The sequence below is a fragment of the Streptomyces sp. NPDC008150 genome, assembly GCF_042956945.1.
Taxonomy (GTDB): Bacteria; Actinomycetota; Actinomycetes; order Streptomycetales; family Streptomycetaceae; genus Streptomyces.
In genome coordinates this window covers 363,617-389,249 of sequence record NZ_JBIBHJ010000007.1, presented here as the reverse complement: position 1 = coordinate 389,249, position 25,633 = coordinate 363,617, and the positions used below count along the sequence as shown (strand labels likewise).

The window sequence follows — 25,633 nt, the reverse complement described above, 5'->3', positions numbered from 1 at the left end:
CTCTCCCTCTGCCTCTGGTTACTGGTCCGGTTCCGGCCTGTTACTGGTTGCCGCAGGCGGACACGGCGGTCGTGTCCAGCCACGGCAGGTCGTGCCCCATGCGGTCCCGCTTGGTGCGCAGGTACCGCAGGTTGTGCTCGCCCGCCTGGACGGGCATCGGTTCCCGGCCGAGGACGCGCAGGCCGTGCCGGCGCAGGGCGTCGCTCTTGTCGGGGTTGTTGGTCATCAGGCGCACGGTGCGCACGCCGAGGTCCTGGAGGATCTGCGCGCCGGCGCCGTAGTCGCGGGCGTCGGCGGGCAGGCCCAGTTCCAGGTTGGCGTCGAGGGTGTCGCGGCCCTGCTCCTGGAGCTCGTAGGCGCGCAGCTTGGACAGCAGTCCGATTCCGCGTCCCTCGTGGCCGCGCAGGTAGACGACGACGCCCCGGCCCTCCTGCTGGACGCGGGCCAGCGAGGCGTCGAGCTGGGGTCCGCAGTCGCAGCGCTGGGAGCGGAAGACGTCGCCGGTGAGGCACTCGGAGTGCAGCCGGACCAGGACGTCCTCGCCGTCGCCGATGTCGCCGTGGACGAGGGCGATGTGCTCGACCCCGTCGACGGTGGAGCGGTAGCCGTACGCGGTGAACGGGCCGTGTTCCGTGGGGAGTTCGACCTCGGCCTCGCGGCGGACGGTGGGCTCGGCGGACCGCCGGTACGCGATCAGGTCCTCGATGGAGATGATCGTCAGGCCGTGCTTGCGAGCGAACGGGATCAGCTCGGGCAGCCGCAGCATGTGCCCGTCCTCGCCGGCGATCTCGACGATCGCGCCCGCCGGGCGCAGTCCCGCGAGCCGGGCGAGGTCCACGGCGGCCTCGGTGTGGCCGTTGCGCACGAGCACCCCGCCGGGCCGGGCGCGCAGCGGGAACACGTGTCCGGGGCGGACGAAGTCGCCGGGGCCGGCCTCGCCGCCGGCGAGCAGGCGCAGGGTGGCCGCGCGGTCGGCGGCGGAGATGCCGGTGGTGACACCGTGGGCCGCGGAGGCGTCGACGGAGACGGTGAAGGCGGTCTTCATCGACTCGGTGTTGTCCTGGACCATCTGCGGGAGCTGGAGCCGGTCCAGTTCCGGGCTCTCCATGGGCGCGCAGATCAGGCCGCGGCACTCGCTCATCATGAAGGCGACGATCTCGTCGGTCACCTTCTCCGCGGCGACGACGAGGTCGCCCTCGTTCTCGCGGTCCTCGTCGTCGACGACCACGACCGGCCGGCCGGCCGCGATGTCGGCGACGGCACGCTCGACGGGGTCGAGGGCCAGGTCCTCGGTGGTGTCGGGGGTGACGGTGCTGTACAGAACGGGTGCGGCGCTCATGCCGGCGCTCCTTCCGGGAGATGCCGCGCGTCCCTGCGGGAGCGCAGCCACCAGTCGCGCAGGCCCCACAGGACGAGCGCGCCGTAGACGACGTAGACGAAGCCGGAGAAGGCGAAGCCGTTGGCGAAGTTGAGCGGGACGCCGACGGCGTCGACCAGCAGCCACGCGAACCAGAACTCGACCATGCCGCGGGCCTGCGCGTACATGGCGACGATGGTGCCGACGAAGATGTAGGCGTCCGGCCACGGGTCCCAGGACAGGGCCGGGAACGCGGTGAACAGGGCGCCGACGGCGAGGGTACCGAGGACGGCCAGGGCGGCCATCGCGCCGCGCTCGCGCCAGGTGGCGAAGCGGACGGCTATCGAGCCGTCCTGGGCACCGCCCCGGCCGCGGTTCCACTGCCACCAGCCGTACACCGCGACCACGATCACGACGAGCTGCTTGCCGGCGCTGCCGGACAGGTGGGCGGTCGCGAAGGCGGCGAGCAGGACGACCCCGGACACGAGCTGGGCCGGCCAGGTCCACAGCGAGCGGCGCCAGCCGAGCGCGAGGGCGACCAGGCCGATCACGTTGCCGGTCATGTCGGACCACTTGATCTGCTGCCCGAACAGCGTGAACGCCTCGGAGTTGAGCCAGTTCACTCTCCGGTCCCCCGTCCCGCGAGCAGGCGCTCCACGTACTTGGCGACGATGTCGACCTCCAGGTTGACCGGGTCGCCGGGCTGCTTGAGGCCGAGGGTGGTCAGCGCGAGCGTGGTGGGGATGAGACTCACGGTGAAGTGGTCGGCGCCCGCCTCGACGACGGTGAGGCTGATGCCGTCGACCGTGATGGAGCCCTTGTCGACGACGTAGCGCGCGAGGTCGGCGGGGAGGGAGACCTTCACGATCTCCCAGTGCTCGGACGGGACGCGCTCCAGGATCGTGCCGGTGCCGTCGACGTGGCCCTGCACGATGTGTCCGCCGAGCCGGTCGCCGACCGCGGTGGGGCGCTCCAGGTTGACGCGGGAACCGACGGCGAGGGCGCCCAGGCTCGACCGCTTCAGGGTCTCCGCCATGACGTCGGCGGTGAACTCGTCGCCCTCGTGCTCCACGACGGTGAGACAGACGCCGTTGACCGCGATGGAGTCACCGTGCTTCGCGGCCTCGGTGACCACCCGGCCGCGCAGCCGGAAACGAGAGGCGTCACCCAGTTCTTCCACTGCGGTGACGTGGCCCAGCTCTTCGACGATTCCGGTGAACACTTCCCGGGTCCTCCCTGCCTCATGGGGGCACGGACTCCGGGGCTGTCGCGGGCGACAGAGAGCGGGAGGAACGCATGGGGGCGACGCCGGACGGAGCCCGTCCGTGCGGACGGGCCGATTCGGCGGCGCGCACGAATGCCCGCCCGCCGCGCACTGCCTCCCATCCGGACTTTAACCGTCGGTCCAGGAATTCCACCTGGTCAACCGGTCGCTGGAAGCGACCGGGTCGCGGACTGTAACCGCCGGTTCGGACTTTCACCGACCCCGGAGTGCGCTGCTCTTGCTACCCGACCAGTGTGCCACGCCTGGCGGGCGTCCATGAAGGAGCCCGCTGTGGGCTGGCTCACACGGTGTCCACGGGGTTGACACGGCGAGTGTTCGGCCTGGTCAACAGGCGGGAGAACGTGGGGACTTGAGCCCCGCTCAACTCCCTTGACTCGCTGGTCTAGTCCATTTTAGGGTCAACGCCGTCGGCCCGGCGGCGGTGACGAAGGCCCTTGCCCGCCGCCGGGTCCCCTCGCTCGGCCCCGGTGCCCAACCCGCCCGGCCGGCAAGGCCGTTCGGTCCCGGGCGGGTACGGCCGCCGGCTCAGTTCGCCGCCGCGCGGAACACCTCGTCCTGGGCCCGGTCGCGCACCGTCAGCAGGGCGCCGCGCAGCACCGCCGCACCGCCGAGGACACCCGCCCGCACCTGCGTGGCCAGCGGTGACATGCGGCGCAGCCGGCGCTCCACACGGGCGGCGAGCACGGCGCCGCCGGCCTGTCCGACCTCGCCCGCCAGGACCACGCAGCCCGGGTCGAGCACCGCGACGACGGCCGCGGCGGCGAGGGTCAGCCGGTCGGCGAGTTCGTCGAGGAACCCGGCCGCGGCGGCGGCCCGTTCGGCCGGGACCGGCCCACGGGGAGTCCCGGTTCCGTCGCCGTCCGCTCCCCCGGCCCCCTCCACCGCGTCCACCGCGGCCCGCACCGCGTCGGCCGCCGACCCGGCCGCGTCGAGGCCGTCGGCGGGGGCCGGCAGGCCGTGCCGGGCGGCCAGGGCGAGGACCGCCGCGGCCCCGGCCAGCGAGTGGAAGCCGCCCTCGCAGTCGGTCGCCGACGGCAGCCCGGCTGTCCCCGGCACGGGCAGGAAGCCGATCTCGCCGGTGCCTCCGGAGACACCCCGGCGCAACGCCCCGTCCAGGACGACGGCGGCGCCGGTGCCGTGCCCGAGCCACAGCAGGACGAACGTGTCCCGGTCGCGGGCGGCGCCCTCGCGCTGTTCGGCGAGGGCGGCCACGTTGGTCTCGTTCTCGACGATCAGACGGGTGTCCGGCAACCGCTCCTGGAGGGCGGCGACCAGGCGGGGGTGCCAGGCGGGCAGCCCGGTGGAATCGCGGAGTTCGCCGGTCGCCGGGTCGATCAGGCCGGGGACGCCGATGCCGACGGTGTGCAGCCGCTCGGCGCCCGCCTCCTTGGCCAGCCGTTCCACCAGGGCCACGGTGCGCTCCACCGCGGGGCCGGTGTCCCCGGTGCCGTCGACCGGTACGGACGCCTCGGCGACCACCCGGCCGAGCAGGTCCGAGACGAGCACGGAGACGCCGCCGGTGCGGACGTCGAGGGCGGCGAGGTGGACCCGGTCGGCGACGATGCCGTACACGCGGGCGTTCGGACCCCGGCGACGCTCCCCCGTCTCGCCGACGACGGCGATCAGGCCGGCCTCCGCGAGGCGTTCGACGAGGTCGGCGACCGTCGGCCGGGACAGACCGGTCAGCTCTTTCAGACGGGCCGCGGTCAGCGGGCCCTCCTGCTGCAACAGGCGCAGCGCGAGCCGGTCGTTGATGGCCCTGGCCGTGCTCGGGGATGCGGGCGGCATGCCGGGAATCCTTCCAGATCGGCGACGGCGGACGTCCCGGCGCCCCGGGCGGCGGGCAGCGGGTCCGCGAGTGGCCGGTTCGCGCCGGGCGCGGCGGCCTCCTCGTACCTCAGTCTATTTATCAGGCAGGGTTCCTGATAGTTTACGGGCGCCCTGCGGACCGACCGGGGCACCGCTCGGAACGCGAATACGCAGAAGACACAGAAGACGCCGCACACGGGCACACGGGGAACACGGGGGAACGGACATGGCGGAGGACGGGGTGCGCGACCGGCGCGAGGTCGCACGGGCCAGGTACGCCGTGGCCGTGGTGTTCGCCGTGCACGGTGCCGTCACCGGGTCGTTCGCGACCCGGGTGCCGTGGATCCAGGAGCATTCCTCCGTCGGAGCCGGACAGTTGGGGCTCGCCCTCGCCTTCCCCGCCCTCGGCGCGTCCCTCGCGATGCCGCTGGCCGGCAGCATCACCCACCGCCTCGGGGCGCGCACGGCGCTGCGCGTACTGCTCGCGATGTGGACGCTGTCGCTGGTCCTGCCGTCCCTCGCGCCGAACCTGGTCACGCTGTGCCTGGCCCTGTTCGTGTACGGCGCCTCGGCCGGGATGGCGGACGTGGCGATGAACGCGCTCGGCGTGGAGGTCGAGAACCGGCTCGGCAGGTCGATCATGTCGGGGCTGCACGGCATGTGGAGCGCGGGTGCGCTGGTCGGTTCGGCCTTCGGCACGCTCGCGGCCCACCTGGGCACCGACGCCCGGCTGCACCACGTCGTCGCGGCGGGCGTGCTGACCGTGCTCGGGCTGACCGCCTGCGGCTGGGTGCTGGACCTGCGGCCGGCCGAGGACGAGGAGGCACCGCCCCGGTTCGCGCTGCCGCCGCGCTCCGCCCTGCTGATCGGCGCCATCGGGTTCTGCGCGGTCTTCGCGGAGGGGGCGAGCCTGGACTGGTCGGCGGTCTACCTGCGCGACCGGCTGGAGACCTCGGCGGGCCTCGCGGCGGCCTGCACCACCGGGTTCACGCTGACGATGGCGGTCGCCCGGGTCGCCGGGGACCGGGTGGTCGACCGGTTCGGCTCGGTGCGCGTGGTGCGCCTCGGCGGGCTGCTGGCCGTGGCCGGCGGGCTGCTCGTCGTCGTCGGGGGCAGGCCGGCCGTGGCCATGTCCGGGTTCGCGCTGATGGGGCTCGGGATCGCGGTCGTGGTGCCGCTGTGCTTCGCCGCCGCCGGGCGCAGCGGGAGCAACCCGAGCCTGGCCATCGCGGGCGTCGCGACCATCACGTACACGTCGGGCCTGGTCGCCCCGGGCGCGATCGGCACGCTGGCCCAGGCGACCAGCCTGACGGTGTCGTTCGGCCTGGTGACGCTGCTGGCGTGCGGGCTGGTCGGCTTCGCGGGGGTGCTGCGCGCGGGCGACCGGGGACGGCCGAAGGTCAGTGCGCCGGACGCAGCAGTTCCCGCCCCGCGGCCCTGAACGCGTCGCTCCACGGCGCGGGGCGCAGGGTCGCCGCGTCGAGCCTGACCAGGACCCGCGTGCCGGAAGCAAAGGTCACCGAGCCGTCCGCGGAGCAGAAGCGGAAGCCGTAGGTCAGGCCGGTGGTGCCGAGCCGCTCCAGCCAGAGGTGCACGGCGTACGCGCCCGGCCGGGTCACCGGTACTTCGTAGCCGATCCGCAGTTCCCGCACCGCGTTGCAGGCGTCGCCCGCGGCGGACCAGTCGCCCGCGAAGCCGAAGCCGTGCTGCTGCCACAGCTCGGACCAGGCGCGCTCGACCAGCACGGGGTAGCGCGCGTTGTGCAGCAGCCCGAGGGCGTCCAGGTCGTCGAAGTGGACGGTCACGGGGATCAGCCGGCCGTACGGGAGCGGATGCCCGGCGGGCGCTTCGGGGGCTGCGGCGGTCACGGCGGGAACTCCTGGGGACGGCGCACCGGCGGGGCGGCGGGAAGAGACGTTTCCGCCATCCTAAGCGGACGCTCACCATCCGGATTCCCCGCGTCCGGCGGAACGGCGGCCGGCCGCCCCTCGCGCGGTCAGGTGCGCGCGAGGGACGGCCGGCCTGTTCGGGTCGGACCGGGGTCCGGCTACTGGACGTTGATCTTGAAGGTGGTGGTCTTGTTGCGGATGTTCTCGGCGTTGCCGCTCATCGTGAGGTTGACGAACGTGGCCTCGCCGACCGCCGGGCCCTGCCCGGGTTCCGGCAGCTCGTTGGCCCAGATCCCGAAGCCGGACTTGGCGTCGTAGGCGTCCCCGCTCTTCTTGGAATTGGTGATGGAGATGTCGGTGAGGATCGTGTCGGTGACCGGGTTCTGCGCGACCCCGCCGCTGTAGTTGGTCTGGAACATCACGCCGCCGTACGTCGAGTCGTCGATGTCGACGTCGTTGACGCGGATGCCCTGGAAGACCTTCGAGGCGGAGAACATCCAGATCGCGGGGAAGACCTGCGAGCCCCAGAAATGGCCTCCGGTGCGGTCGAGGGAGACGTTCTCGATCGTGGTCGGCTGGGTCCCGAAGCCGTTCATCGGGTAGCCGAAGTCCAGCGAGGAGATCGTGATCCCGGAGTACACCAGGGTGTCGGCGATCCGGATGTTGCGGAAGACGTTGTTGTAGCCGCCGTAGACGGCCACGCCCGCCGCGCGCCAGGTGAGGGTCGACGTCAGGTTCTCGTAGACGTTGTCCTTCTCGTCGGCGCCGCCCGCGTCGATCGCCGAGAACAGCGCGAAGCTGTCGTCGCCGGTCGCCCGCGCGTCGTTGTTGACGACGTGGTTGCCCGTGGAGCCGTTCGTCATGTTGATGCCGTCGGCGAACGTGTCACGGATGCGGGAGTTCTTGATCGTCATGTTGTCGGTGTTCGCGCCCCAGTAGAGGCACACCATGTGCTCGGCCCAGACGTCGTCGATGGTGATCCCCGAGACGTTGGAGAAGTCGAACACCTTGCCGGGACCGTCGATCCGGGACGTGTAGTTCCCGAAGTAGGCGAACCCGGTGAACGACGACCCGTTGGCGGTGGCCTCGGCCCGGAAGCCGATGTCGGTGTTCTCCTGCGAGGAGGGCGCCCGGAAGCGGGTGAACCACGACCCCGCGCCGATCACCTTCACGGCCTTGCCGTAGACCTGGAACTTGCTGGACGTCTCGTAGTCGCCGGCCGGCAGGTAGACGCCGACGAGCTTGCCCGTGGTGTCCATGCGGACCTTGTCGAGGGCGTTCTGCACGTCCTGCTGCGAGAAGCCCGCCGGGACGGTGTAGGCGGCCGGGTCGGGGTTCGCGACCGGGGTGGCCTGCTCGGTGTTGACGAAGTCGATCGCGTACGTGGAGGTGTTGGCGGCGTCCTTCTGGAGCCGGATCTTCGAGCCGGCCGGGACGGTCTTCCCGAGCAGCACGTTGGCCTCGTCGTAGATGTGGCGCGGGGCCCCGGAGCCGGCGGAGTTGCCGGGCGCGGTCTCGTCGCCGTACAGCCAGGCGTACTTGGCGGTCAGGTCGATCGCCTTGAGGAAGGTGCCGTCGACGTAGACGTCGAGCGTGGTGGTGGTGCCGTCCGGGATCGAGAAGCGGGTGACCAGGGTGTTGGTCTGCGCCCGGGTGGTCCACTCGACGTACTGGCCGGTCGCGTTCAGGGTCACGGCCTTGCGGCCGCTGGCCTCTCCGGCGATGTCGCCGATCGTGCGGTTCGGTCCGACGACCTTCGCGCCGCCGCCGAGCGTGCCGTCCTCGGCCTCGTACATGTCGTACGGCATGTCCGCGCCGCGGCCGACGAACAGGGCCTGCGACGTGGTGTTGTTGGCCTGCTTGACCGGCAGTTCGTTGGTGTCGTTGGCGATCACCGTCTTCACCGTGAACTTGCCGTTGACGGCCGTCCACGAGCCGAGGCTCACCGGGGCAGTCGTCGCGCCCGCGGCGATCGCGCCGCTGTAGGAGCCGGTGAGCGTCTTGACGGTGGCGCCCTGGTCGTTCTGGACGGTCAGGGTGATGGCGTGGGCGCCCGAGGCCGAGGCGACGGTGCCCTGGTTCTTGATCGCCACGCTGAACTTGACCTCGTCCCCGGCCGACGGACCGGACGGCGACCAGGCGACCGGGGAGGCGACCAGGTCGGAGCTGGAGACCGGCTTGACGACGAGGGCGTCGGAGCGGGTGAAGGTGTTGTTCGCCTCGTTCTGCTCGATGACCTTGTTGGACGGGTCCACCTCGGCACCGACGGTGTAACTGCCCGCGTCCCGGGCTCCGATGCTCGCGGTGACCGTCTTCGACTCACCGGCGGCGAGGGCCGGCACGGCGGCCGTGGCGACCTTGGTCCCGCCGAGGGAGAAGGCGAGGTCGGTCGCCGCGGCGGCCTTGGTCCCGCCGTTGGTGACGGTCGCGGTGAGGCTGACGGCGTCCGACTCGACCGGCGCGGCCGGGGAGTTGGTGATGCCGGTGACCTTGAGGTCGGGGTTGGCGGACGGGGTGCCGATCACCTGGAACTCGGCGACCTGGGCGCCGGGGGCACCGCTGTTGGAGGTGAACCTCAGCTGGACGTCCGCCGCGGCGCCGGAGACCGGGATGGTCACCGTGTTGCCGCTCGACGGGTTGAAGGTGTAGTCCTTCGCCGCCGCGAGGCTGGTGAAGGCCGTCGCGTCCTGGTCCCGCCCGAGCACCTGGATGTTCTGGGTGCGGGTGGCCCACGCGGCGTCCGGGCTCAGCTTCACGACGACCTGCGAGAGGTCGGCGTTGGCGCCCAGCTTCGCGGTGAGGGTGGCCGGGTACGCCCCGCCGCCGCTCTCCCAGTAGGTGCTGGTGAGACCGTCGTCGGCGTTGGCCGCGACGTAGGTGAACGTCGACGACGACGCCTCGATCGGCTTGCCCTGCGCGAGGTTGGAGCCGACGCCGGAACCGGCGCGCACGACGCTGTTGCTCGCGGTGGAGACGTTGCCCGCCGCGTCCTTCGCCTTCACGTAGTACGTGACGGTCGACGTCGTGGCCGGGTTGTCGGTGTAGGTCAGCACGTCGCCCGCCACCGAGGTGAGCAGCGTGCCGTTGGCGTAGACGTCGTAGCCGGTGACCTTGACGTTGTCGGTGGACGCCAGCCAGGTGAGCTTCACCGCGGCGCCCGACTGCGTGTAGGCGAGGGTGCCGGGCGCGGTGGGCGCCGTGGTGTCGCCGGTCGCGCCCTTGCGGGTGACGCTGTTGCTGTTGCCCGACACGTTGCCCGCCGCGTCCTTCGCGCGCACGTAGTACGTGACGTCGGTGCCGGCCGGCTGCGTGTCGGTGTACGTGAGGACGTTGCCGACGCTCGCGCGCAGCACGCCGTTGGCGTAGATGTCGTAGCCGGTGACGGCCGTGTCGTCGCTCGCCGCGCTCCAGGTGAGCTTGATCTGCCCGGAGGCGGGCTCGGTGTAGGCGAGGTTGGCCGGCGCGGTGGGCGCCTGGGTGTCGCCGGCCGCCGGGCCGTAGACCTCCAGCTCCGAGAACTGCGCTGCCGGCCAGCCGGTGTTGGCGGTCACCAGTACCCGCACGTACCGGGTGGTCGTGGTGTCGAAGGCTATGGTCGCCGCCTGGCCGCCCGCGGCGTCGAAGGTGTACGCCTTCGAGGCGGTGAGGTCGGTGAAGTTCTGGTTGTCGGTGGAGCCCTGGATCTTGAAGGTCTCGGACCGGCTGGGCCACCCGGCGGGCAGGCGCAGCGTGACCTGGTTGACCTTGACCGAGGAGCCCAGGTCGACCTGGAGCCACTGCGGGAAGGCGTTGTTGGTGCTCTCCCAGTAGGTGGAGGCGTTGCCGTCACCGGCGTTGGCGGCGCCGTACACGTCGGCGTGCCCGCTCTCGCTGAACGTCTTGCCCTGCGCGAGGTTGGGGGTGGCGGCGGCGGTGGTGAGCACCTTCATCTCGGCGAGCTGCGCGGAGCCGGCGACCGAGTTGGCGCTGAAGTCGGCGCGCACGTAGCGGGCGAGGGTCGCGGGGAAGGTGACCTTCACGGTGTTGCCGTTGCCGGGGCCGAAGGTGTACCGCGCCGAGGACTTGAGCGTGGCGAAGCTCTTGCCGTCGGCGCTGCCCTGGATCGCGAGGGTCTGCTTGCGCGTCTTCCAGCCCTCGGGCAGGCGCAGGACGACCTGGCGGACCCGGCGGGCGCTGCCCAGGTCGGTCTGGACCCACTGGGCGGACTTCTTGCCGGCCTGCCAGTAGGTGTTCGCGTCCCCGTCGCTGACGTTGGCGGCGGTGTGGGCGCCGAGGACGCTGCCGGCGGTGGTGGCCGCCTTCGAAGTGCTGCCCGGTTCGGGGGCGGCGTGGGCGGTGAGTGCGGGCAGGCCGAGCACCATGACGCTGGAGGCGAGCACGGCCGTGGCCGTACGTCGTCTCCACCGGCCGGTGGTGGTTCGGGGCATGGGGGTGTCCCTCTCTGCGGGGGCCTCGCGCCCGGAAGGAAGGCACGCGAGGGCGGCTTCGTGGAGCAGAGCGGTGGAGCGTGAACGCGCGGACGGGGAGCTGGAGTTCGGCCCGCTGATCGCGTTCTTGCGTTCAATTATTGGAATATTGCAGAGAGTTGTAGAGACGTCCACGGGTGGGACACAGGAAATTTCCGGGACGCAACGGCCGACGGTTCACCGACATCGCTTGCGTTGCGCGAGCGGCCGGGCGGGCCCGCGGCATCGGCCCCCAACGGCGTTACGGCAAGCGGAGATTCCGGTCGGCCGGGACGGCGAAACGCGGTCGGGGCTGCCGCGACGGGCCCGACGGCGCCCCGGCACGGCGCGAGTCGCGGTCGGGGCACCGTCCCTCAAGTGCCAATATTTTGCTGCTGGTTATCGATTTCTTGCGGCAATGCGGCGCAACCTCGTGCGTCACCCCTGCCGCGGTCCGGACTCCCCCGCTCCGGAATCCTCCGCGTCGTCGTAGTCGGTGAGTCCGCCGTCCAGGAGCGGCGACCGGTCCGTGCCCGCGGCCCGGGAGAGCCAGCGCAGGCCGTGGTAGCCGGTCAGCACCACGACGGTGCCGAGCGCGATGCCGCTGAGTTCGAAGTTGTCCGTGAACTTCAGGCCGACGCCGCCGATGCCCACGATCACACCGGCCGCGGCCGGGATCAGGTTGAGCGGCTGGGAGAAGTCGACCTTGTTGCGGATCCAGATCTGGGCGCCGAGCAGGCCGATCATGCCGTAGAGGATGACGGTGATGCCGCCCAGGACGCCGCCGGGAATCGCGGCGACGACCGCGCCGAACTTCGGGCAGACGCCGAACAGCAGCGCGAAGAACGCGGCGCACATGTAGGCGGCCGTCGAGTACACGCGGGTCGCGGCCATGACGCCGATGTTCTCCGCGTAGGTGGTCGTGGCCGGTCCGCCGGCCGCCGTGGAGATCACGGTCGCGGCGCCGTCCGCGAAGATCGCGGTGCCGAGCCGGTCGTCCAGCGGGTCGCCCGTCATCTCGCCGACGGCCTTGACGTGCCCGGCGTTCTCCGCCACCAGGGCGATCAGGACGGGCAGCGCCACGAGGATCGCCGAGCCGCTGAACGCGGGGGCGTGCAGGCCGGGGAAGCCGATCCAGCTCGCGTCCCCGACGGGACTCAGGTCCAGGCGCCAGTGGTCGACGACCTTGCCGCTGCCGTCGGCCGAGTGGATCTTCCCGGCGGTCAGGTCGAGCACCCAGGACAGGACGTACCCGAAGACCAGGCCGAGGAAGATCGAGATCCGCGACCAGAAGCCGCGCAGCACGCACAGGGCGAGGCCGGTGAACAGCATCGTGGCGAGCGCCGTCCACTGGTCCTGCGGCCAGTACGTGGAGGCGGTGACGGGGGCGAGGTTGAAGCCGATGAGCATGACCACGGCGCCCGTCACGGCGGGCGGCAGCACCAGATGGATGACCCGCGCCCCGAGGAAGTGCACCACCAGGCCGACCGCGGCGAGCGCGAGGCCCACCACGAGCAGCGCGCCGGTCAGTTGGGCGGGGCCGCCGCCCTGGCTCGTGATGACGGCCGCGACGCCGACGAACGACAGGGACGACCCCAGGTAGCTGGGGATCCGGCCGCGGGTGAGCACCAGGAACAGCAGGGTCGCCACGCCGGAGGCCATGAGACCGAGGTTCGGGTTCAGGCCCATGAGCACCGGCGCGACGAAGCAGGCGCCGATCATCGAGACGACGTGCTGGGCGCCGAGGCCGACCGTGCGGGTCCAGGAGAGCCGCTCGTCCGGCCTGACGACCTCACCCGGTTTCAGGGTCCGACCGTCGCCGTGCAGCTTCCACCCAAAACCGGCCATCAGGCACTCTCCGTTCGCGAACTCACCGAAGGAAAGTACACAACGCGCGGCCGGCGGCCCGCATCGACCCGGGCCGCCCACCTGCCCGTACGGCCGTCCGCATGACGCGGAACGGGGCGGGCGGGCGGCCCGGAGCCGTCGCCGAGGACGCGATCGCGAACGCCGGGACGGCGTCCGCCCCGGGCCCGGCCCGGAGCGCGGGCGGTCCGCCGGGGGCGGGCCACCCGCGCGGGGCGTCAGGAGCGCTTCGCGGCGGTCTGGGCCGTCGGGAGGGTCCACTTCTGGGCGGCGGTGCCGTTGCAGGTGTAGATCTGCAGGGCGGTGCCGGTGGTCTTCGACGAGTTGGGATCGTCCAGGCAGAGCGCGGAGCCGGGGTTGACCAGGGAGCCGTTGGCCCCGGCCTTCCACTGCTGGGCGCCCGTCCCGTTGCACCGGTAGAGCTGCACCGCCGTGCCGTTCGTGGTGCCGCTGTTGGCGACGTCCAGGCACTTGCCCAGCGACCGCACGGTCCCGTCGGACGCCACCGTCCAGTCCTGCGCGGCCGTCGCGTTGCAGGTCCAGAGCTGGACGTGGGTGCCGTCCGCCGTACCGGAGTTGGCGACGTCGGCGCACAGGCTCGCGTCGACGCCCGCGACGAGCGGACCGGTGCGCGGGACGGCCGGGGCGCTCACCCCGCCCCCGTAGGAGGGCGGCGCGGCGGAGGCGGCGTTCGCCCACGAGGTGTTGGCGGCCGTGCCCAGCGTGTAGCCGAGGGTGCCGCCCGCGGTGAGGGCGGAGGTGGGCGCGTACGCGTTGTTCCAGGCAGCCCCGTTCCACGACGCGGACTGGACGTAGGGCGCGTTGTCGGCCGCCCCGCCGCCGTTGACGGTCAGCGTCTTGCCCGACGGCAGGGTGACGACGGCCTGGGTGAACAGCGGCGAGCCGAGGGCCAGGTCGGCGGTGCCCGGGGTCTCGGGGAACATGCCGAGGGCGGACCAGACGTACCAGGCGCTCATGGCGCCGAGGTCGTCGTTGCCGTCGGCCAGACCGGCGGGGGTGTTGGACCAGATCTGGTCCTGGACGGCGCGGACGGTGCCCTGGGTCTTCCAGGGCGCCCCGGTGTAGTCGTACTCCCACGGCAGCTCGATGCTGGGCTCGTTGCCCACCCAGGCGTAGCCGTTGGCGCCGGTGTAGCTGCGCAGCACCGTGTCGAGGTAGTGGTTCATGGCCGCGTTGCCGCCCTTGGCCCTCGCCAGTCCGGCGACGTTGAAGGGCACCATGCCGGTGTAGATCCAGGAGTCCGCCTCGACCATGTCCGTCCCGCTGGTGGGGTCGAAGCCCCCGGTCCAGTTCCCGTTCGCGTTGCGGGGCTCCACGAAGCCGGAGGCGGGGTTGAGCACGTTGCGCCAGTCCTGCGCCCGCGCCGCGTACGTCCCCTGGCTCGCGCTGTCGCCGAGCGAGCCGGCCAGCGCCGACAGCGCGAAGTCGGCGGTGTTGTACTCGAGCGTGGTGGCGACGGGCCCGTAGAAGTTGCAGCAGCCGTAGGTGCCGTCGTGCGGCAGGTAGCCGGGCGAGTCGAGGTAGTTGAGGCCGGGGCGGTCGTTGTTGGTCCTGGACGCCTGGGCGACCAGGTCCTTCAGCGTCTCGGCGGCGTCGAACTGCCGGGCGCCGAAGGCGTAGTAGTCCGCGATGATCGCCGCCGCCGGGTCGCCGACCATGACGTACGACTCGCCGTTGTTCTCGGACCACTTCGGGAAGATGCCGGTCTGCCGGTAGTCGTCGAGCATGGACTGCGCGGTGTCGGAGGCGGCCTGCGGGTCGACCAGCGCCTCCAGTTGGGCCTGGGAGCGGTAGATGTCCCAGCCGCTGTAGTTGCCGTAGACGGCCTGGTGTCCGGAGTCCACGGTGTGCTGCTTGCCGTCGAAGCCCGGGTACTGGCCGTTGGTGTCACTGATGATGTTGGGATGCAGCAGCGAGTGGTAGAGGGCGGTGTAGAACGTCTGCTGCTGCGCCGCCGTGCCGCCGCCGATCTGCACCTTGCCCAGCTCGGTGTTCCAGGCGTTCTGCGCGGCCGTCCGCGTCGTGTCGAAGTTCCAGCCGGTGTTCTCGGCCGTTCGGTTGGCGACCGCGTTCGCCGTGGAGACGTACGAGACGCCGACCTTCGCCTGCACGACGGGTGTGGCGGTGGCGTCGAAGGTGACCGAGCCGTTGGACGCGGCGGCGTCCGGGGCCGCCGCCTTCGGGGTCGGCTGACTGCCGTGCAGCCGCGGCTTGTTGGCCCCTTCGGCGGCGTTCTTGCCGGCGCCCTCGACGGTCCGCTTCTTGAGCGTCGGGGTGGCGGCGGCGGTGCTGTGCGAGGCGAAGGGGTGGTCGAAGACCATGTCGAAGTAGACGGTGTAGGTGTTGCCCGCGCCGCAGAAGCGGCCGCTGGTGACCTGCCCGCTCACCTCGGTGTCGGAGACGACGTTGAACTGCGTCGCGCTCGCCCCGTTCTGGCTTCCGGTGAGCTTGAAGACCAGGTTGGCCTGGGTGGTGGAGGGGAACGTGAAGCGCGCCATGCCGCTGCGCTTCGTGGTGGTGAGTTCCGTGGTCACCTTGTTGTCGAGCGCGACCTTGTAACTGCCCGCCGACGCGGTCTCGTTGGTGTGCGCGAAGCTGTCGGTGGCCGTGGTGCTGACCGCGCCGACCGTGGGCAGGACCGGGATGTCCCCCGCGGCTCCGCAGCCGGGACCGGCGATGTGGGTCAGGCTGAACCCGGTGATCGCCTTGTCGTTGTACTCGTAGCCGCCGCCCGGCGGCCGCGACGTGGTGTCCGGGCTCCACTGGACCATCCCGAACGGGACGTCCGCGCCGGGGAAGTCGTTCGCCTGGTTCGTCGTCCCGATGAACGGGTTGACGAGGGTGGCCGGCGACGTCACCAGCGCGGCCGGGGCCGCCGCGACGGGTGTGCTCAGCCCGGCCAGGGCGAGCGCGGCGGCGGTCAGCGCGGCGCATCCCAACGCCGCGGGTCTGGGAATTCGTCTCATGTCAGCGGGCTCCTCGTAGCTCGGGTCCGCCGGGTTCGAGCACCCGACGGGGGCGACCAGGTGGGGGGTCGTACGTAGAGCGCGACAACGTTGTCCTGTGAGACAACGTTGTCAACCGTGTCGGAGAGGCGGTGCGGGGCGTTGGCGGGACAGGTGACACGGGGACACGCAACTGGTGCGGCGGTGTGCCCGGGGAGCGCGGAGGCGGACGGAGAGCGAAGCGACCGCGACGACCGGTGGTGCACGAGGGGACCCGGACACCCTCGGGGAAGATAGCCATCCGTCGAACGAGCGTCAACGGATCGTGCACAAGCGGCAGTTGCTGTCCCCGCGGGACGCCACGGCCAGGAACAGACCTCTGCGCACGGGGCGGCGGGGGGTGCGCGGCGGGGGTGCGCGGCGGGGGTGCGCGGCGGGCGGCGGCACGGGCGCCCCGGGCGCTTCGCGGGCCTCGCCGGTTCCCCCGTTCCGGGGACGCACCGGGCCGGGCGGCACCGCGGGCGGCCCCGGGCTGCCACGCTGCCGTCATGGCGCACACCGCACGGTTCCCCGCACCCGTCACCCCCGTCGTCGCAGCCGTCACCCCCGTCGACACGGTCGTCTCCCGGATGCGCGCGCTGGACGCGACACTGCCGGCCGGGGACGGGGTGGCGGTCTTCAACCGCGTCTACCTCGCCGTCACCGAGGAGGTCGACCGGCACCTGGACGGAGGCCGGTTCGGGGACGTGCGGGCCGCGACCGCCCTGGACGTCCGGTTCGCGGAGCGGTATCTGCGTGTCGCCGAGACGGCCGTGTGGGAACACCGGCCGCCCGCCTGCTGGCGGCCCCTGCTGTCGTTCCGCCGGCATCCCGGCGTGCGTCCCCTCCAGTTCGCGCTGGCCGGCATCAACGCGCACATCGGGCACGACCTGGCCCTCGCCGTCGTGGACGCGTGCCGGACGCTCGACTGCGAACCGGCCGACCTGGAGGACGAGTTCGACCGTGTGGGCGACATCCTCGTCTCGCTGGAGGAACGCATCCGCGAGGACCTGATGCCCGGCCCCGACCTGCTCCAGGTCGCCGACCCGCTGACGCACCTGCTCGGTTCGTGGAGCCTGGAGCGCGCGCGGGAGGCCACCTGGTCGACCGCGCGGGCCCTGTGGGCGCTGCGCCGGCTTCCGGACCTGGCCGGGGACTTCGCCGAGCGGCTGGACGCGGCGGTCGGGTTCGCCGGGCGGATGCTGCTGACCCCGCTGCCGGACTGAGCCGCCGCCCCGGGCGGTTCCGCCGTCCGGGGGCCGCCCGTCGGCGGTGCGATCCGGCCATTCCCGCGCACCCCTTTCGTGACTCCCGTACCCCGGGCGTACGTTGGGATGATCACCGGCTCCGCACGGAGGGACCCGTCCATGACGATCCGGCTCGGGCTAGGTCTGCCCCAGATGCGCCAGTACGACATCGGCAGGGACGTGCCCGAGGTGGCACGCGCCGCCGAACGCATCGGCTACGAGAGCCTGTGGGTCTTCGAGCGGATCCTGTTCCCCGTGCCCGCGCGGCAGGGCCTGTACGGCGTCGACGGGCTGCCCTGGCCGGACCGGTACCGCTCGGTGGCCGACCCGCTGGTGACCCTCACCCTGGCCGCCGCGGCGACGGAGCGGGCCCGGCTGGGCACGAGCGTGCTGGTGGCCCCGCTGCACGTGCCGTTCCAGCTCGCGAGGACGCTGGCGACGCTGGACGCGGCCAGCGGCGGCCGGGTCGTGGCGGGGCTCGGCACGGGCTGGTCGCACGACGAGTACGCGGCCGCCTCCGCGCGTCCGTTCGCCGAACGGGGCCGCGTGCTGGAGGAGTTGATGGACGTCTGCCGGGCGGTGTGGGGTCCGGACCCGGTGAGCCACGTGGGGCCGACGACGACGATCGCCCCGTCCGTGGTGGGACCGAAGCCCGCCCGTCCGGTGCCGATCCTGCTGGCGGCGGGCAACCGGCGGTCCTGGAGCCGGCTGGTGGACAAGGCGGACGGCTGGCTCCCCGTGGCGATGGGACCCGGACAACTCGCCTCCCAGTGGCGCGAGTTGCGCGAACTCGCCGAGGAACGCGGGCGCACCGCCCCGATCGAGGTGGTCGTACGGGTCAACGCCGACGTCCTCAAGGGCACTTACGAGGGCGCCGACCGCCGGCCCTTCCAGGGCAGCACCGACCAGATCGTCGAGGATCTCGTCGCCCACGCGGAGACCGGGCCCCGGGAGTTCCTGCTCGACCTCCAGAGCACCGCCCGGGACGGCGGCGAACTCGTCGACGTCGCGGCCGAGGTGTACGAGAAGGCGCGGTCGGCCGGGGTGTGAGAGCGCGGCCGCCGGGCCGCGTCGGCTCCCGGCGGCCCAACGGGCCTCAGTCCTCCGGGAGTTCGACGGGGGCTATCTCGTCGAAGACGTCGCCGGGCCCGGGGTTCGCCGGGTCGGTGGTGCCGCCGAGGTGGTGCATGACGCCCCACACCGCGTTCAGCGCGGTCTGCACCGCGCCCTCGGCCCAGCCGGCCGTCCAGGAGATGTCGTCGCCCGCCAGGAAGATCCCCCGCTTGCCGGCGGGCAGCGTGTCCTGCACGAAGTGCGTGAACAGGCGCCGCTGGTAACGGTAGTGGCCGGGCAGGTTGGCCTTGAACGCGCCCATGAAGTAGGGCTCGTTCTCCCAGGAGACGGTCACCGGGCTGCCGATGACGTGCTTGCGGATGTCGACCCCCGGATAGATCCCCGCGAGCGAGTTCAGCATGACCTCCATCCGCTCGTTCGCCGACAGCGGCAGCCACTTGAGGCTGTCGTCGCACCACGTGTACGACAGGCACATCACGGCCGGCCGGTCGGGACCGTCGTCCAGGAGGTAGGTGCCGCGCGTCATCCGGTCGGTGAGGGTCATCGACATGACGTCGCGGCCGGTGGGCTCGCCCCGGTCGTCGACCGCCGCGTCCCGCCAGAAGGGCCGGTCGACGGGGACGAACAGCTTGCTGGACTCCATGTAGTGGGTGCGCTCGATCGCGGTCCAGTGGTCGATGGGGAACAGCGAGTCGTCGCAGGCGATCTTGGACAGCAGCATCCAGGACTGGGCGGTGAACACCACGGCCGGGTAGGTGCGGATGTCGCCCGCCGCGTCGGTGACGGTGATCCGGTCCCCCGCGGTGCGGTGCAGCCGGGTGACGGCCGGGCGCGGTTCGCCGCCGGGGTGCAGGGACTTGAGGGAGGTCCCGTAGGGCCAGTGCACGGTCTTCTCCGGCTCGCGCTCCCACAGCCGCAGCGGCAGTTGCTGCGAGCCGCCGACGATGCCGCGGTGGTGGTCGTCCGCCTCCGTGTAGACCACCCGCAGGATCTCCAGGATGGAGTTGGGGAAGTCGGTGTCCCAGCCGCCGGTGCCGAAACCGACCTGGCCGAAGATCTCGCGGTGCCGGAACGAGCGGAAGGCGTCCGAGTCGCAGAGGAAGCCGTAGAAGGTCTGGTTGTCGAGCTTCTCGACGAGCCGGGACCAGATCTCCCGGATGCGGGGCACGTCGCGCTCGCGCAGCGCGCGGTTCATGTCGGAGAAGTCGGCGCCCTCTTCGAGGCAGGTGTTCCAGGCGTCGGCGACGTCGCGGTAGACCTGCGGCAGGTCGGCGGCCGTCCGCGCGTAGTGGGTCTCGCCCTTGAGGTCGACGACCGTCGAAGGGGTCGCCTCCGAGAGCGGGTTGGGGAACGGCCTGGTCTCCAGCCCCACCAGGTCGATGTAGTGCTGGAGCGCGGTGGACGAGGGCGGGAAGCGCATCGCGCCCAACTCGGCGGTCAGGGACGGGTCGCAGCCGTCGAAGCCGACGGTGCGCAGCCGTCCGCCGATCTGGTCGGCCTCGTACACGACGGGCCTGAGACCCATCTTCATCAGCTCGTACGCGGTGACGATGCCGGACAGTCCGCCGCCGACGACCGCGACCTCGGTGCCGTGGGCGACGGCGGGCACCTGGCCGAGCCCGGCGGGGTGGGCGAGGAAGTCGTCGTAGGCGTAGGGGAAGTCCGGACCGAACATGGTGATCGGCGGCTGCTGCCCGTCGGTGTGCTCGACGGCGTTGGGCACCGTGGACGTCATGGGGTGCGGACTCCTTGCGGGGAACGGTCGGTGGGGAGGTGCGGGGCGCGCGGGGCCGGTCGGTCAGGGCGCGTCGGTCAGGGCGCCGTAGAGGCCGGGGCGGCGGTCGGCGAGGTACGGGTTGGCCGCCCGGGACGCGGCGAGCAGGGCGGGGTCGACGTCGCCGAGGACGAGTTCCTCGCCCGCGCCCGCGCGGGCCCGCGCCGCGCCGTCGGGACCGGCCAGGACGGACAGGCCCACGAACTCGAACTCCCCTTCGCGGCCGACCCTGTTGACGTACGCGACGTACATCTGGTTCTCGAAGGCGCGGACGGGGACCACCGCGTCGGCGACGAACCGGTACGGGTGCATCTGCGCGGTCGGGACCACGAGGAGGTCGGTGCCGGCCAGGGCGTGCGCCCGGACGTTCTCCGGGAACTCGACGTCGTAGCAGACGAGCAGGCCGACCCGCAGACCGTGCAGTTCGGCCTGGACCACCGGCCGGTCCCCCGGCGTGAAGTGCTCGTGCTCGAAGGGGCCGTAGAGGTGCGTCTTGCGGTAGCCGGCGAGGGCGGCGCCGTCGGCACCGACGAGGCGGACGGCGTTGAAGACGGCGTCCCCGTCGCGCTCCGGGCAGCCGTAGGCGACGGCGACCCCGTGCCGCACGGCGATGTCGGCGACGGCCCGTGCGCAGGGGCCGTCGGCGGGCTCGGCGAGACGGGCGACGTCGGCACCGATCGCGTACCCGGTGAGGAACATCTCCGGCGTCACCAGCAGCGCGCCGCCCGCGGCGGCGGTCCGGGCGGCGGCCTCGTCGAGGACCCGCAGGTTCTCGGCGACCGAGCCGGGTCGGCCGGAGCTCTGGAGCAGGGCGGTGCGCATACGGGATCCTCACCGGATTTCAGGGGTCGGGGGCCCGAGAGTCCGGGGCCCCGACGACGCTACGTTCGGGCGCCGGGGCCGGACAAGGAGCACCCGTTGCGCACCGGTGAGGTGATCGTTGCGTTCGGGGCGGGTGATCCGGCGATTCGTTGCGCGGCGGCGCGGGACGCCGCCGCGCGAGGGCGCCGCACGGCCGCTACCGCCCGGCCGCGGGGCCCGGACCTGCGGGGTTGCGCGCGCGGTACACCACGCTGCGGCGCCGCGGCCCGGCGGGCATCTCCGGGTCGTCGTGGTCCAGGGCGGGGTCGTGGGTCATGCCCAGGCGGCGCATCACGGCCCGCGAGCGGAGGTTGCCCGCGGCCGTCACGGCGAGGATCTCGGGGAGGTCGAGCGTGCCGAAGCCGAGGGCGAGGACCGCGGTGGCCGCCTCGGTGGCGTAGCCGTGCCCCCAGGCGGTCCGGGCCAGCCGCCAGCCCGCCTCGACGCCGGTGAAGGGGAGCCCCGGGTCCACGGGGTCGAGGCCCGCGAAGCCGACGAACTCCCCGGTACCGCGGACCTCCACCGCCCACCAGCCCCAGCCGCGCCGTTCCAGGTCGGCCTGGAAGCGGGCGGCCGAGGCCGCGCTGCGCTCCGGCGAGAGCGTTCCGGGGAAGTGCTCGCGCACCTCGGGGTCGGCATTCAGGGCGGCCCAGGGGGCCAGGTCGGAGTCGCGCCAGTGGCGCAGCAGGAGGCGCTTCGTTCGCAGTTCGGGCACCGGGTGAACCTAGCGGGGGGCGCGGTGCCGGACGAACGGTTTCCCGGGGCGGGGGCGACGTGGGGCGGGGGCGACGTGGGGCGGGGCGCGGCGTGGGGCGGGGCGCGGCGTGGGGCGGGCGCGACGTGGGCCGGGGCGCCCGGCCTGCCCCGGCGCGGTCCCACGTGCTGCTTCCCGGCCTTCTTCAGCGCCGTCCCCACGGAGTCGACGATGCCGATGGTGTCCGAGGAGGACCCGGCCGACGGGCGGTCCGTAGGAGCCGGTGGCCGGGGAGAGCGGGGCGACGACGACGGCCGCGGCGGCGGCGAGCACGGCCACCACGAGCACGGCTCGGAATGGCAGCCGCACCACGATGCGGGACGCCGGGGGTCCAGGGAGGTGCCGGGGTCCAGACAGGTGCCGGGCGGGGCGCGTGCCGGGGCGGTGAGCGGTGGCGGTGCCCGCGCGGACGACCGAACTCGGCCTGTCCGCAGCCCTGTTCGCAGTGCGCTCGCCCTCGTGCGGCAAACGGGCGGGCGCGCGCACGCACGCGGTCGCACCGACGGTCGCGGCGGTCGGGCCTCGGTCGGCCCCGACAGGCTTTCCGTACGGGCTAGTTGGCGGCCGACCCCGACGAGAAGCGGCGCAGCAGGGGCGAGAGCACGAGCACCGACTTCGTCCGCTCCACGAACGGCTCGCCGGCGATGCGCTCCAGGACCCGTTCGAAGTGCCGCATGTCGGCGGCGAAGACCTGGGCCACCGCGTCGGCCTCGCCGGTCACCGTGGAGGCGGCGACGACCTCCTGGTAGCGCTCAAGGCCCCGCTGGATGGTCTCCGGCGAGGTGCGGCGGCGGCAGTAGATCTCGACGAACCCCTCCGTCTGCCAGCCGAGGGCGGCCGGGTCCACCCGTACGGTGAACCCGGTGATGGCGCCGGTCGCGCGCAGCCGGTCCACGCGCCGCTTCACGGCGGGGGCGGACAGGCCGACCAGCTGCCCGATGTCGGCGTAGGAGCGGCGGGCGTCCTCGGCGAGGGCGTACACGATGCGTTCGTCGAGATCGTTCAGCACGGCGGTGGTTCACATTTCGTTCGGGGCCGGTCCCCGGCCGGCCGGGGCGGCGGAGCGGGGCCTCGTGACCGAGTAGACCACGGGTCCCGGCCCCGCTCCCGCCGGGAGGCTCCGCCGGGTCAGCTCCAGCTGGCGTGCAGCGGCTTGCCCTCGGCGTAGCCGGCGGCGCTCTGGATGCCGACGATCGCCTTCTCCTCGAACTCCGCGAGGGAGCCCGCACCCGCGTAGGTGCACGAGGAGCGGACGCCCGCGATGATCGAGTCGATCAGGTCCTCGACGCCGGGCCGCGCCGGGTCGAGGAACATCCGCGAGGTGGAGATGCCCTCCTCGAAGAGCGCCTTGCGGGCGCGGTCGTACGAGGACTCCTCGGAGGTGCGGTTGCGCACGGCGCGTGCGGACGCCATGCCGAACGACTCCTTGTAGAGCCGTCCGTCGGCGGCCTGCTGGAGGTCGCCGGGCGACTCGTAGGTGCCCGCGAACCAGGAGCCGATCATCACGTTGGACGCACCGGCCGCGAGCGCCATGGCGACGTCGCGGGGGTGGCGGACGCCGCCGTCGGCCCACACGTGCTTGCCGAGCCTGCGCGCCTCGGCCGCGCACTCCAGCACGGCGGAGAACTGCGGCCGGCCGACGCCGGTCATCATCCGGGTGGTGCACATGGCGCCGGGGCCCACGCCGACCTTGACGATGTCGGCGCCGGCCTCGACGAGGTCGCGCACACCGTCGGCGGCGACGATGTTGCCCGCGGCGATCGGGACGCCCGGGTCGAGGGCGCGCACCTGGCGCACCGCGGCGATCATCGACTCCTGGTGGCCGTGCGCGGTGTCGATGACGAGCGTGTCCACGCCCGCCGCGAGCAGCTGCTTGGCCTTGCCCGCCACGTCTCCGTTGATGCCGAGGGCGGCGGCGACGCGCAGCCGGCCGGAGGCGTCGACGGCCGGGGAGTAGAGGGTGGCGCGCAGGGCGCCCTTGCGCGTGAGGATGCCCGCGAGGCGGCCGTCCTTGTCGACGGCGGGCGCGTAGCGGCGGTTGGCGGTGTCCAGGCGGACGAACGCCTCGCGCGGGTCGATGTCCGCGTCGAGCAGCAGCAGGTCGCGGGACATGACCTCGGAGAGCTGCGTGAACCGGTCGACGCCGGTGAGGTCGCGGTCGGTGACGACACCGACCGGGCGCCGCTCGTCGTCGACGACGACACCGGCGTTGTGCGACCGCTTGGGCAGCAGCGCGAGGGCGTCGGCGACGGTCTGGTGCGGGGCCAGCACGATCGGGGTGTCCAGGACGAGGTGGCGGCTCTTGACCCAGGTGATGACGTCGGTGACGACGTCGAGGGGGATGTCCTGCGGCACGACCACGAGGCCGCCGCGCCGGGCCACCGTCTCCGCCATGCGGCGGCCCGCGATGGCGGTCATGTTGGCGACGACGAGGGGGATCGTGGTGCCCGTGCCGTCCGGGGAGCTGAGGTCCACGCCCTGCCGCGAGCCGACCGCGGAGCGGCTCGGCACCATGAACACGTCGTCGTACGTCAGGTCGTAGGCGGGCCGGATGTCGTTGAGGAAACGCACGTGCTGCACATCCCAGTCGGTCAAAGGCGGCCCCCGGACAGATCAGCCAGGGGGAAGAGCACGTACCTCATTGTCCCACGCCGGGCGGAATGCGGTGCCCGGTCGCATCGTCCAAGCAGGTCAGAGCGGCATTCGTAGCAACCTACGAGAGGTCGGCGGGGCGCCGGGGCGGGCGGGGCGCCCCGTGCGCACCAACTTGTGCGATCCGGCCCTGGCGTCCCCCGCGCGGCGGAACAATGGGCGGGTGAGCGACGACCTCCTGAGCGACGACGAACTGCTGACCGCCGCGGTCCGCGCGGTACTGCCCCGCCTGGGCGAGCTGGTGCCGGTGGATCACGACCGCGTCGCCGCGGAGCTGCGCGGGCTGCTCGACGGCAGCGCCGGGCCGGGCGGCGACGGTGCGAACCGCGGCCGCGGCGTGGCCGAGGAGCTGCGGCGGGTGCTGGACGCCCGACCGGCGGTGGCCCGTTGGATCGCGGACTGGATCGAGGCGAACTGGCAGCGCGACACCGGGCCGGAGTACGGCGTCCGTTACCGCCGACGCGGCACGGTGCCCCACGACCTGCCCCCACTGGGCGATCGCGCCGACCGGTACGACAGTTTCCTCACACCGGCCGCACGGCCCACCCTGGCCACGCTCTACTACTGCTCGCTCCACCCCGCGCTGCCGTCCGTGCCCCGGCGCGGGCTGAAAAGCGCCGTGCCCCGCTGCTCGGCACCGCAGTGCGGCAGACCCCTCGTCCGCGACGACCGCTGAGGCCGGCGCGTGGGGGTCTTCTGGAGTGCGCTGGCCGGCCGGCTCACCGAGCGGTGGCTGGCCGCCGCCGCTCCCGCCGCCGTCTTCTGGGGTGCCGTGCTGGCGGCCTGGTGCGCCGGGCACGGAGGTGTTGACGCCGCCCGTGACCTGGTCCGCGAGGTCGCGGAGAGGTCGGCGGCGGCACAGGTGGCGGGGCTGCTCGCCATCCTGGTGGGGCTGCTCGCGTCGGGCCTGCTGGTGTCCCGCCTCACCCAACCGCTGCTGCGCCTGATGACCGGGCAGTGGCCCGCGGTGCTCCGCCCGCTCGCGGGTCCCCTCGTCCGGCGTGCCGGCGAACGCCTCGCGGCTCGGAGCGCCCGTGTGACCGAGCTGGAACGCCGCCCGTACTCCACCCTGACTGCGGCCGAACAGCGCGAACTGTGGCGCCTCGGCGCCTGGTTGGACAGGCAGCCGGTGCCCGTCGAGCTCACACCGACGCGGCTGGGCAACCTGATGCGCTCCTCCGCGTCCACCGTCCGGAGCTACTACGGTCTGGAGCCGGCCGTCGTGTGGCCGCACCTGTGGCTGCTGCTGCCGGACCGGGCGCGCACCGAACTCGGCGCGGCGCGGGCCCGGATGGACGCGGCGGCGGCCGGCGGACTGTGGGCACTGCTGGCGCTGCCGGCCGTGGCGTGGACGTGGTGGACGCTCCCGGTGGCGCTGATCGTGGGCGGGGTCTCGTGGGGGTGGCTGCTGCCGGACGCGACGGACGTGTTCTGCCGGCTCGTCCCGGCGACGTTCGCGCTCTACCGCGCCGACCTGTACCGGACCCTGCGCTGGCCGCTGCCGACGGACCCGGGCACGGAACCGGCCGAGGGCGAGCGCCTGACCGCCCACCTGGACAGGGGCGAGGTGAACCGGCCCCCCTTGTTCACCCCGGACGCCTGACGGCGGGACCGC

General features: G+C 72.8%; 18 protein-coding genes and 1 riboswitch. Of the genes, 5 read left to right on the top strand and 13 right to left on the bottom strand.

All coding sequences use genetic code 11. The features are described 5' to 3' along the window. Window positions 1-40: 40 nt before the first annotated feature. From ACFZA0_RS20190 to ACFZA0_RS20175, 4 genes are all read right to left on the bottom strand, one after another. Window positions 41-1,339: a bifunctional 3,4-dihydroxy-2-butanone-4-phosphate synthase/GTP cyclohydrolase II gene (locus ACFZA0_RS20190; protein ID WP_391018519.1), complete on the bottom strand. Its 1,299-nt coding sequence runs from the start codon at window positions 1,337-1,339 to the stop codon at window positions 41-43. Continuing rightward, the gene (locus ACFZA0_RS20185; RefSeq protein WP_391018516.1) at window positions 1,336-1,980 is read right to left on the bottom strand and encodes a nicotinamide mononucleotide transporter; all 645 of its coding nucleotides are present in this window, start codon (window positions 1,978-1,980) and stop codon (window positions 1,336-1,338) included. Before ACFZA0_RS20185 ends, ACFZA0_RS20190 begins: the two co-directional genes overlap by 4 nt. Continuing rightward, window positions 1,977-2,579 carry a riboflavin synthase gene (locus ACFZA0_RS20180; RefSeq protein ID WP_391018513.1) on the bottom strand — a complete coding sequence of 201 codons (603 nt, stop codon included), beginning with the start codon at window positions 2,577-2,579 and terminating at the stop codon, window positions 1,977-1,979. Before ACFZA0_RS20180 ends, ACFZA0_RS20185 begins: the two co-directional genes overlap by 4 nt. 146 nt (window positions 2,580-2,725) lie before the next feature. Beyond that, a riboswitch (FMN riboswitch) is annotated at window positions 2,726-2,856 on the bottom strand. A 311-nt stretch (window positions 2,857-3,167) separates the two neighbouring features. Then, a complete protein-coding gene (locus ACFZA0_RS20175; protein ID WP_391018511.1) occupies window positions 3,168-4,430 on the bottom strand; it encodes an ROK family protein in 1,263 nt (420 codons plus the stop codon). Window positions 4,431-4,677: 247 nt separating this feature from the next. Here ACFZA0_RS20175 and ACFZA0_RS20170 point away from each other — a divergent pair, with 247 nt between their 5' ends. Continuing rightward, window positions 4,678-5,892, top strand: coding sequence for an MFS transporter (locus ACFZA0_RS20170; RefSeq protein ID WP_391018508.1), 1,215 nt, complete (start codon window positions 4,678-4,680; stop codon window positions 5,890-5,892). On the opposite strand, the gene ACFZA0_RS20165 is transcribed toward ACFZA0_RS20170, so the two are convergent. From ACFZA0_RS20165 to ACFZA0_RS20150, 4 genes are all read right to left on the bottom strand, one after another. Continuing rightward, a complete protein-coding gene (locus tag ACFZA0_RS20165; RefSeq protein WP_391018504.1) occupies window positions 5,852-6,319 on the bottom strand; it encodes a thioesterase family protein in 468 nt (155 codons plus the stop codon). The two genes, ACFZA0_RS20170 and ACFZA0_RS20165, sit on opposite strands and share 41 nt — an antisense overlap. A gap of 179 nt (window positions 6,320-6,498) precedes the next feature. Continuing rightward, window positions 6,499-10,767 (bottom strand): discoidin domain-containing protein, encoded by a 4,269-nt coding sequence (locus ACFZA0_RS20160; protein ID WP_391018501.1) that lies wholly within the window; start codon window positions 10,765-10,767, stop codon window positions 6,499-6,501. Window positions 10,768-11,223: 456 nt separating this feature from the next. Beyond that, the gene (locus tag ACFZA0_RS20155) at window positions 11,224-12,633 is read right to left on the bottom strand and encodes a solute carrier family 23 protein (protein ID WP_391018498.1); all 1,410 of its coding nucleotides are present in this window, start codon (window positions 12,631-12,633) and stop codon (window positions 11,224-11,226) included. 236 nt (window positions 12,634-12,869) lie between these two features. Further along, a complete protein-coding gene (locus tag ACFZA0_RS20150; protein ID WP_391018495.1) occupies window positions 12,870-15,638 on the bottom strand; it encodes a lectin in 2,769 nt (922 codons plus the stop codon). 527 nt (window positions 15,639-16,165) lie between these two features. Here ACFZA0_RS20150 and ACFZA0_RS20145 point away from each other — a divergent pair. Both ACFZA0_RS20145 and ACFZA0_RS20140 read left to right on the top strand, forming a co-directional pair. Then, a complete protein-coding gene (locus ACFZA0_RS20145) occupies window positions 16,166-16,882 on the top strand; it encodes a DUF5995 family protein (RefSeq protein ID WP_391018492.1) in 717 nt (238 codons plus the stop codon). A 141-nt stretch (window positions 16,883-17,023) separates the two neighbouring features. Beyond that, complete coding sequence (locus ACFZA0_RS20140) at window positions 17,024-17,953, top strand: TIGR03619 family F420-dependent LLM class oxidoreductase (protein ID WP_391018489.1); 930 nt, start codon at window positions 17,024-17,026, stop codon at window positions 17,951-17,953. Window positions 17,954-17,999: 46 nt separating this feature from the next. On the opposite strand, the gene ACFZA0_RS20135 is transcribed toward ACFZA0_RS20140, so the two are convergent. The 5 genes from ACFZA0_RS20135 to ACFZA0_RS20115 all read right to left on the bottom strand — a co-directional run bounded on the left by ACFZA0_RS20135 (window position 18,000) and on the right by ACFZA0_RS20115 (window position 23,937). Continuing rightward, window positions 18,000-19,712 carry an FAD-dependent oxidoreductase gene (locus tag ACFZA0_RS20135; RefSeq protein WP_391018486.1) on the bottom strand — a complete coding sequence of 571 codons (1,713 nt, stop codon included), beginning with the start codon at window positions 19,710-19,712 and terminating at the stop codon, window positions 18,000-18,002. 63 nt (window positions 19,713-19,775) lie between these two features. Further along, entirely contained in the window at window positions 19,776-20,573 is a 798-nt protein-coding gene (locus tag ACFZA0_RS20130) for a nitrilase-related carbon-nitrogen hydrolase (RefSeq protein ID WP_391018483.1), read from the bottom strand. A gap of 196 nt (window positions 20,574-20,769) precedes the next feature. Continuing rightward, window positions 20,770-21,327 (bottom strand): GNAT family N-acetyltransferase, encoded by a 558-nt coding sequence (locus ACFZA0_RS20125; RefSeq protein ID WP_391018480.1) that lies wholly within the window; start codon window positions 21,325-21,327, stop codon window positions 20,770-20,772. Between the two features lie 592 nt (window positions 21,328-21,919). After that, a complete protein-coding gene (locus ACFZA0_RS20120; protein ID WP_391018477.1) occupies window positions 21,920-22,375 on the bottom strand; it encodes an AsnC family transcriptional regulator in 456 nt (151 codons plus the stop codon). Between the two features lie 119 nt (window positions 22,376-22,494). After that, window positions 22,495-23,937, bottom strand: coding sequence for a GuaB1 family IMP dehydrogenase-related protein (locus tag ACFZA0_RS20115; RefSeq protein ID WP_391018707.1), 1,443 nt, complete (start codon window positions 23,935-23,937; stop codon window positions 22,495-22,497). A gap of 244 nt (window positions 23,938-24,181) precedes the next feature. Between ACFZA0_RS20115 and ACFZA0_RS20110 the strand changes: the two genes are divergently transcribed. Both ACFZA0_RS20110 and ACFZA0_RS20105 read left to right on the top strand, forming a co-directional pair. After that, the gene (locus ACFZA0_RS20110; RefSeq protein WP_391018474.1) at window positions 24,182-24,694 is read left to right on the top strand and encodes a hypothetical protein; all 513 of its coding nucleotides are present in this window, start codon (window positions 24,182-24,184) and stop codon (window positions 24,692-24,694) included. A gap of 9 nt (window positions 24,695-24,703) precedes the next feature. Next, on the top strand, window positions 24,704-25,621 hold the full coding sequence (locus tag ACFZA0_RS20105; RefSeq protein ID WP_391018472.1) for a hypothetical protein: 918 nt from the start codon (window positions 24,704-24,706) through the stop codon (window positions 25,619-25,621). Window positions 25,622-25,633: the final 12 nt, after the last annotated feature.

Coding starts and splice junctions, on each gene's coding strand:
- ACFZA0_RS20160 (WP_391018501.1), bottom strand. CDS start 10,767: ATGCCCCGAACCACCACCGGCCGGTGGAGACGACGTACGGCCACGGCC.
- ACFZA0_RS20170 (WP_391018508.1), top strand. CDS start 4,678: ATGGCGGAGGACGGGGTGCGCGACCGGCGCGAGGTCGCACGGGCCAGG.
- ACFZA0_RS20150 (WP_391018495.1), bottom strand. CDS start 15,638: ATGAGACGAATTCCCAGACCCGCGGCGTTGGGATGCGCCGCGCTGACC.
- ACFZA0_RS20190 (WP_391018519.1), bottom strand. CDS start 1,339: ATGAGCGCCGCACCCGTTCTGTACAGCACCGTCACCCCCGACACCACC.
- ACFZA0_RS20135 (WP_391018486.1), bottom strand. CDS start 19,712: ATGACGTCCACGGTGCCCAACGCCGTCGAGCACACCGACGGGCAGCAG.
- ACFZA0_RS20145 (WP_391018492.1), top strand. CDS start 16,166: ATGGCGCACACCGCACGGTTCCCCGCACCCGTCACCCCCGTCGTCGCA.
- ACFZA0_RS20175 (WP_391018511.1), bottom strand. CDS start 4,430: ATGCCGCCCGCATCCCCGAGCACGGCCAGGGCCATCAACGACCGGCTC.
- ACFZA0_RS20155 (WP_391018498.1), bottom strand. CDS start 12,633: ATGGCCGGTTTTGGGTGGAAGCTGCACGGCGACGGTCGGACCCTGAAA.
- ACFZA0_RS20140 (WP_391018489.1), top strand. CDS start 17,024: ATGACGATCCGGCTCGGGCTAGGTCTGCCCCAGATGCGCCAGTACGAC.
- ACFZA0_RS20130 (WP_391018483.1), bottom strand. CDS start 20,573: ATGCGCACCGCCCTGCTCCAGAGCTCCGGCCGACCCGGCTCGGTCGCC.